Raw genomic sequence first — 6,107 nt, 5'->3', positions numbered from 1 at the left:
GCCCTGCGGCGTTCCCGGGGCCGGGAAACCGATTAGGTTTCTCGGCAGAGTTCGCGTAAAGTCGTGTTCACCGACGCGGGGTGGAGCAGCTCGGTAGCTCGCTGGGCTCATAACCCAGAGGTCGCAGGTTCAAATCCTGTCCCCGCTACTGCATCGAAGGGCCCGGAGGCTTCTCGCCTCCGGGCCCTTCGGCGTTCCCCGGGGTGGCGGGTCGTGGGCGGCCGATTTATCGGTGGCGGGCGGGGTGCGGGGGCCGTACCGTCCCGGGCATGAACGCGAAGCGCCCGCTGATCGCCGTCCTCACCGGCGCCGGGATCTCCACCGACTCCGGCATCCCCGACTACCGCGGCCCGAACGGGCTCTGGCAGCGCGACCCCGACGCGCAGCGGCTGGTCACCCTCGGCCCGTACCTGTCCGACCCCGAGGTCCGGTGCCGGGCGTGGCGGATGCGGGCCGGGACGGGGGCGCTCACCGCCGAGCCGAACGCCGGGCACCGGGCGCTGGTGGGGCTGGAGCGCTCCGGGCTTCCGGTGCGGGTGCTCACCCAGAACGTCGACGGGCTGCACCAGCGGGCCGGGCAGACGCCCCGCAAGGTGCTCGAACTCCACGGCACCGCGCGGGAGGTGCAGTGCGTGGAGTGCCGGGCGGTGGGGCCGATGGAGGGGGCCCTGGAGAGGGTGGCGGCGGGCGAGCCGGACCCGGAGTGCCGGGGCTGCGGCGGGATCCTGCGGCCGCGCACGGTGATGTTCGGCGAGAACCTGGACCCGGACGTGCTGCAGCAGGCGGACGCGATCAGCAAGGCCTGCGAGCTGTTCATCGCCGTCGGCACCAGCCTCCAGGTCTTCCCGGTGGCCGCGCTGCCGTACAACGCGGTGAAGACCGGCTCCCGGCTGATCATCGTGAACGGTGAGCCGACGCCGTTCGACGAGGCCGCCGAGGAGGTCGTCCGCGAGCCGATCTCCACCGCCCTGCCGGCTCTGGTCAAACGGCTGGTCGCGCAGTACGCCTGAGCACCCCGGGCGCGGCCTCCGGAGCGGACGGTTCGCCGGCGGTTCGGCCGGCGACGTTGTGAACTAGCCGTTCCCGGTGGCCGGTTCTGCGCTACGCTGCCGCGCGGAGCGGCGTGGTCGGCTTCCGGCCACGGGGGAGGCCGCACGGTTCTCCCCGGCTCCGCGGCGGCGCGTACGAAGGAGCCCTCATGACCTCAGGCCGACTGCTGGACCGGCACGCGATCGGGGGCGAACTGCGGGCGCTGGCCGACCGGCCCGGACTGGCGCACCGTCAGGAGGAGCTCAGGGAGCTGGGATTGGCGCTCTCGGGCGTCGGAGATCTGGATCGGTGGGCCGAACTCGACCTGGTGCACAGCTTCGTCCGGCCGGAGAGCGTGCGGGCCGCGGTGCGGCCGGCCCCCGAGCCGAGGTTCTGGGCCTGGACCGAAGTCGCCCTGGGCGCCCTGGTGTTCGTCCCGCTGCTGGTCACCTGGGCCGGGCTGATGCAGGCCACCAGCGCCTACCGGGCGCTGATCGGCGCGGACGCCCGGCAGGCCGCGCGTCCCTTCCTCCAGCTCTGGCAGACCGGCTTCGAGGGCCGGCTGCCGGGCTGGGCCACCTTCGGCGACGTCGCCCTGTCCGCCACCCTGTTCATCGCGCTGCTGCTGGCGCTCTCGGTCGCGCACGGCGTGCGCCGGGCCGGGGCCGAGCGCCGGGAGGCGGCGGCCGAGGGCGAGGCGGAGGACCTGCTGGCCGAGCTGGCGCCGGTGCTCACCCGCGCCCAGGTGGTGCTGAACGAGCGCCGCCGTGCGACCCCGCAGCGTTTCGTGGCCGAGCTGACCGGCGCGGCCGAGACCCTGGAGCGGCTCGGCCGCCAGGCCGCCGACACCCAGCGGGAGCTGGGCGAGGCAGCGCTGGCCGTCGAGCGCTCGGTCGCCGGGGCCGAGCGGCGCCTCGCCGAGGCGGGTGAGGCGGTCGACCCGCTGCGGCAGGCCGTGGGCGGCGTCGAGAAGGCGGTCGACGGGATCGGCCGGGCCGTCGACGGGGTCGGCCGGGCGGTGCGCGACAGCGGCGACCGGCTCGCCGAGACGGTCCGGGACGGCGCGGCGGCCACCGACGGCCTCGTCCACCGGGGCGGGAAGCAGGTCGCCGACGCGGCCGAGCTGGTCCGGCAGGCCACCGACCGGGTGGGCGCCGAACTCGCCGGCGCGGGCGAGCGGGTGGAGGAGGCGGTGCGCGACCTCGCGGTCGCCCAGCGCGGGTTCACCACCGGCGCGGAGACCGTGGCCGACGTCAACGGGCAGGTGCTGGAGCGGCTGGACGGGCTGGCCCGGGAGGTCGCGCTGCTGGCCGACCGGGTCGCGGCGGCGGCCTCGGCGGCCACCGCGGCGGCGGCGCGCCTGGACGCGTCCGCGCCGGGCGGGCGGCGCGACGGGGGCGGCATCGTCATGGTGAAGACGGAGTCCGGGCCCGGGCCCGACGGGGGCGCCGCCCGGTCCCGGGTCACCGACGCGGCCGCGGCCGGCGGTGCCGCCGACGTCGACGACCGGACGCTGCTGGAGCTGGACGAGGTGCCGGTGCACGGGCAGGGCCGATGAGGGGCCGGTTCCGGACGGCGCGGCCGCGGGCCCGCGGCGTGCACCTGGCCGGCTGGCTGTTCGCCGACATGCTGCTGGTGCTGGCCCTGGTCGCGATGGGTGACCAGGGCGACCCGATGGCCGCCGAACGGGCCACGGCCGCGCCCACCGCCACCCCGGACGCGAGTGCCACCGCCACCACCGCTGCCGCGCCCGGCACGACGCCCACCCCGACCGGTCCGCGCGGCGTCGAGCACGACCCGGTCACCGTCGATGTCGGCGGGGACTCCTCGGACACGGGCGGCCTGGTCGCCCAGATCCGCGCGGCCACCGAGCGGTACGCCGGCCGGCAGGCCGCCGTCGTGCTCACCTTCGGCAGCAACCGCGACCCCGGCGTCGGCCAGGCCTACGCCCACACCGTCAACGGCCTGCTCGCGCAGGCCCGTCCGGAGATGTTCCGGGGCACCACCACCCGGGACTTCATCTCGCTCGCGGACAACCCCCGGCACGCCTCGGTGGAGATCTACTTCTACACCAGCTGATCGCCAACGCCCTGCCAATCGAAGGAGAAGTGCAGTGCAGATCCTCCCGTTCTACGCCGTGTGCGACGAGTCGGGCTCGATGAGCGCCGACATCGACACCCTCAACAAGGCCCTGTTCGACCTCCACCAGGAGATCAGCACCAACCCGACCATCGCCGACAAGACCCGGTTCGGGCTGATCGGCTTCTCCACCGACGCGCATGAGCTCCAGCCGCTGGTCGACCTGAGCGACCTCGACGAACTGCCCGCCCTGGAGGCCTCCGGCCTCACCTCCTTCGGCAACGCCTTCGAACTGCTCCGCCGGGCGATCGAGCGGGATGTGCAGTCGCTGAAGGCGGACGGCCACGACGTCTACCGCCCGGTGGTGTTCTTCCTCTCCGACGGCGTGCCGACCGACTCCGACTGGGACCGGCCCTACCAGGACCTGCTGGCCGCCGCGTTCCGGCCGCACATCATCGCCTTCGGCATCGGCCAGGCCGACCGGAGCGTGATCGCGCGGGTCGCGACGTTCAAGGCCTTCATGCAGGACGAGGGCGCGGCGAACCCGGCGGTCGCGCTGCGGGAGTTCGCGGCCAGCCTGACCCGCTCGATCGTCCGCTCGGTGAGCGGGGCGACCGAGGCCGGCCAGGGCATGAGCCTCCAGGTCGACGACCACGTGACCGGGTTCACCTCCGTCTCGCTCGACAAGCTCTGAGGCCGGGCCGCCGGATGAACGCGTACGACACTCACCACCCGGAGCCCGGGCCGGAGCACGCGCCGACCCGCAAGGGCGACCCGATCGACCTCGCGGCCTCCGTGTACGAGCACGGCTGGGGCCCGGGGCCGGCCCCGCTCGCGGCTCCCGTCGGAGCGCCGGCCGAGGCGGCGCGGCCCGTGGTCTCCGGGCCGGTGGTCCCGGAGGGGTTCCTGCCGCGTCCGATCGGCCCGGGGCCGTCGGCGGTCCGCGAGCCGTGGGGCGCCGACGGTCCGGCCGTGGCCGCCCCCGTCGCCGGTCCGGTCGAAGGGACCGGGCCGGTCGTCCGGCCGCCCTCGGTCCGGGAGACCGGCCCGCTGACCCACGTCGGCCGCAAGGCCCCCACCTACCCAGCCGAGCCGACCGGCATCCCCGCCATCACCGGCGGCGACCTCTTCGGCGCCCTGCTGCCCGACACCGTGGTGGACGGCGGACGCTTCGGCCCGGTCACCGTCCGCGCCGCCTCGGTCCGCGGCGACGGCCACCGCTACGCGGCCGAGTGCCGTCAGGACACCGCCCTGGTCGTCCGCACCGGCGAGCTGCTGCTGGTCGCGGTGGCCGACGGCGTCGGCTCCCAGTCGCACTCCCACCACGGCTCCCACGGGATCGTCCGGCTGCTGACCCGGCAGGTCGCGCAGAAGGCGGAGACCCTGCTGGCCTTCCTGCGCTCCGGCGCCGAACTCGACTTCGCCAGCCTGATGAGCCGGCTCGTCGCGGTGGCGGCCGCCGAACTCGCCCAGCAGGCCGAGGGCGCGGGCCTGTCGCCGAAGTCCTACTCGACGACCCTGCGCGCGCTGCTGGTGCCGGCCGACCCGGCCGTCCCGTTCCGGGGCTTCGTCTCGGTCGGCGACGGCGGCCTGCTGCGGCTGCGCGACGGCGACTGGCAGAACCTCGAAGCCGACGGGGACGGCGAGGAGGGCGCGCTGATCAGCACCCGGACCGACTGCCTCCCCGAGGCGTACGAGCACGCCAGGGCCCGGCTGATCACCGACACCCTCCCCGGCGACCTGCTGGTGCTCTGCACCGACGGGCTCGCGCTGCCGCTGCTCAAGGAGTCCGAGCTGCGGACGTGGCTCGGCGAGCGCTGGGGCCGGGAGGTGCCGGGCCTCGCGGAGTTCCTCTGGCAGGCCCAGGTCCGGGTGCGCAGCTACGACGACGACCGCTCGGTGGTCTGCCTCTGGGAGGCCGCGCCGTGACCGCCCCGGACATCGCCACCGCGCTGGCCGAGGGCGGGGACGCGGACCTGGCGCTGCTGCCCGTCGGCGACGAGGCCGGCCGGGGCGGCCAGGGCCGGGTGCAGCGCCTCGACGGCTACCCCGGCCTGCTGTTCAAGCGCTACCTGGACGCGGGAGCGGTCAACGGCCGGGCGCTGGAGGAACTGGTCGGCCTGCGGCTCCGGCTGCCGCGGGCCGAACGGGACCGGCTGGACGCCCAGGCCGCCTGGCCGCTCTGCCGGGTGGTGGACGGCCCGCGCTGCGTCGGCTTCCTGATGCGGGAGGCCCCGCCGGCGATGACCTGGCGGACGGCCACCGGCGCGCGCAGGCTCACCGAGGCGCAGCACCTGCTCTACCCGGAGAAGCCCGCCACCCAGGGCGTCGTCCGTCCGGACGGGGAGCAGCGCCTCGCCCTGGTGCTGGAACTGACCGGGCTGATCGACCGGCTGCACCGCTGGGGGCTGGTGATCGGCGACCTCTCGCACGCCAATGTGCTGTGGACGGTGCTGCCCGAACCGGCCGTGCACCTGCTGGACTGCGATGGCATCCGCCTGGTCGGCGCCTCCCCGGTGCTGGAACAGGCGGACACGCCCAACTGGGCGGACCCGCGCTCCCCGCACGGCAGCGCCGCCTCGGTGGACAGCGACCGCTACAAGGCGGCGCTGCTGATCGGACGGACCCTGGCGCAGGACCCGTACGTGGTGCCGGGAGCACCGCTGGAGCCGCTGCCGGGGATGCTGACGGACCGGCAGCTGGCGCAGGTGCGCCGGGTCTGGGAGCAGGCCGCCGGACCGTACGGGAGCCGGCCGGACCCGACCGCCTGGCTGATGGCGCTCGGCGGCCGGGGCAGCATCCCGCTCGCGCCGGGCTTCCCGCCGCCGCCGCGCCCGGCCCGGTCGGCGGACGATCGGCTGTTCGACGGGCGGACGGGCCGGGGGAGCATCCGGTTGCAGCGGCCGAGCTGACGGGGACCGAGCCGACGGGGGGAGGGCCGGGGCGGCCCGGGGCGACGCCGTCGAGCCGCCAGGGCCGGGGTCGGACGGAGCGCATGC

General features: G+C 75.7%; 6 protein-coding genes and 1 tRNA gene. All 7 read left to right on the top strand.

Going from position 1 to position 6,107, the window contains the following annotated elements:
• Positions 1–74: 74 nt before the first annotated feature.
• The 7 genes from ACFU74_RS11625 to ACFU74_RS11595 all read left to right on the top strand — a co-directional run bounded on the left by ACFU74_RS11625 (position 75) and on the right by ACFU74_RS11595 (position 6,020).
• Positions 75–148 (top strand) — tRNA-Met (locus ACFU74_RS11625).
• A 121-nt stretch (positions 149–269) separates the two neighbouring features.
• A complete protein-coding gene (locus ACFU74_RS11620) occupies positions 270–1,010 on the top strand; it encodes an NAD-dependent deacetylase (RefSeq protein ID WP_380755259.1) in 741 nt (246 codons plus the stop codon).
• Positions 1,011–1,198: 188 nt separating this feature from the next.
• Positions 1,199–2,587, top strand: a complete 1,389-nt coding sequence (locus tag ACFU74_RS11615; RefSeq protein ID WP_380755258.1) for a methyl-accepting chemotaxis protein — start codon at positions 1,199–1,201, stop codon at positions 2,585–2,587.
• The gene (locus ACFU74_RS11610) at positions 2,584–3,108 is read left to right on the top strand and encodes a hypothetical protein (protein ID WP_380755257.1); all 525 of its coding nucleotides are present in this window, start codon (positions 2,584–2,586) and stop codon (positions 3,106–3,108) included. The genes ACFU74_RS11615 and ACFU74_RS11610 overlap by 4 nt, the downstream gene beginning before the upstream one ends.
• Before the next feature lie 34 nt (positions 3,109–3,142).
• Positions 3,143–3,802: a VWA domain-containing protein gene (locus tag ACFU74_RS11605; protein WP_380755255.1), complete on the top strand. Its 660-nt coding sequence runs from the start codon at positions 3,143–3,145 to the stop codon at positions 3,800–3,802.
• Positions 3,803–3,816: 14 nt separating this feature from the next.
• On the top strand, positions 3,817–5,037 hold the full coding sequence (locus ACFU74_RS11600; protein WP_380755254.1) for a protein phosphatase 2C domain-containing protein: 1,221 nt from the start codon (positions 3,817–3,819) through the stop codon (positions 5,035–5,037).
• Positions 5,034–6,020, top strand: a complete 987-nt coding sequence (locus ACFU74_RS11595) for a hypothetical protein (RefSeq protein ID WP_380755252.1) — start codon at positions 5,034–5,036, stop codon at positions 6,018–6,020. The genes ACFU74_RS11600 and ACFU74_RS11595 overlap by 4 nt, the downstream gene beginning before the upstream one ends.
• Positions 6,021–6,107 lie beyond the last annotated feature (87 nt).

The sequence above is a fragment of the Kitasatospora sp. NPDC057500 genome (assembly GCF_042802195.1).
Lineage (GTDB): Bacteria > Actinomycetota > Actinomycetes > Streptomycetales > Streptomycetaceae > Kitasatospora.
Note: the sequence above shows the minus strand (reverse complement) of the source record. Positions and strands in the feature narration are given on the sequence as shown.

What these genes read in the sequence shown, in the direction of transcription:
- ACFU74_RS11620 (WP_380755259.1), top strand. Translation starts at nt 270, where the DNA reads ATGAACGCGAAGCGCCCGCTGATCGCCGTCCTCACCGGCGCCGGGATC.
- ACFU74_RS11615 (WP_380755258.1), top strand. Translation starts at nt 1,199, where the DNA reads ATGACCTCAGGCCGACTGCTGGACCGGCACGCGATCGGGGGCGAACTG.
- ACFU74_RS11610 (WP_380755257.1), top strand. Translation starts at nt 2,584, where the DNA reads ATGAGGGGCCGGTTCCGGACGGCGCGGCCGCGGGCCCGCGGCGTGCAC.
- ACFU74_RS11600 (WP_380755254.1), top strand. Translation starts at nt 3,817, where the DNA reads ATGAACGCGTACGACACTCACCACCCGGAGCCCGGGCCGGAGCACGCG.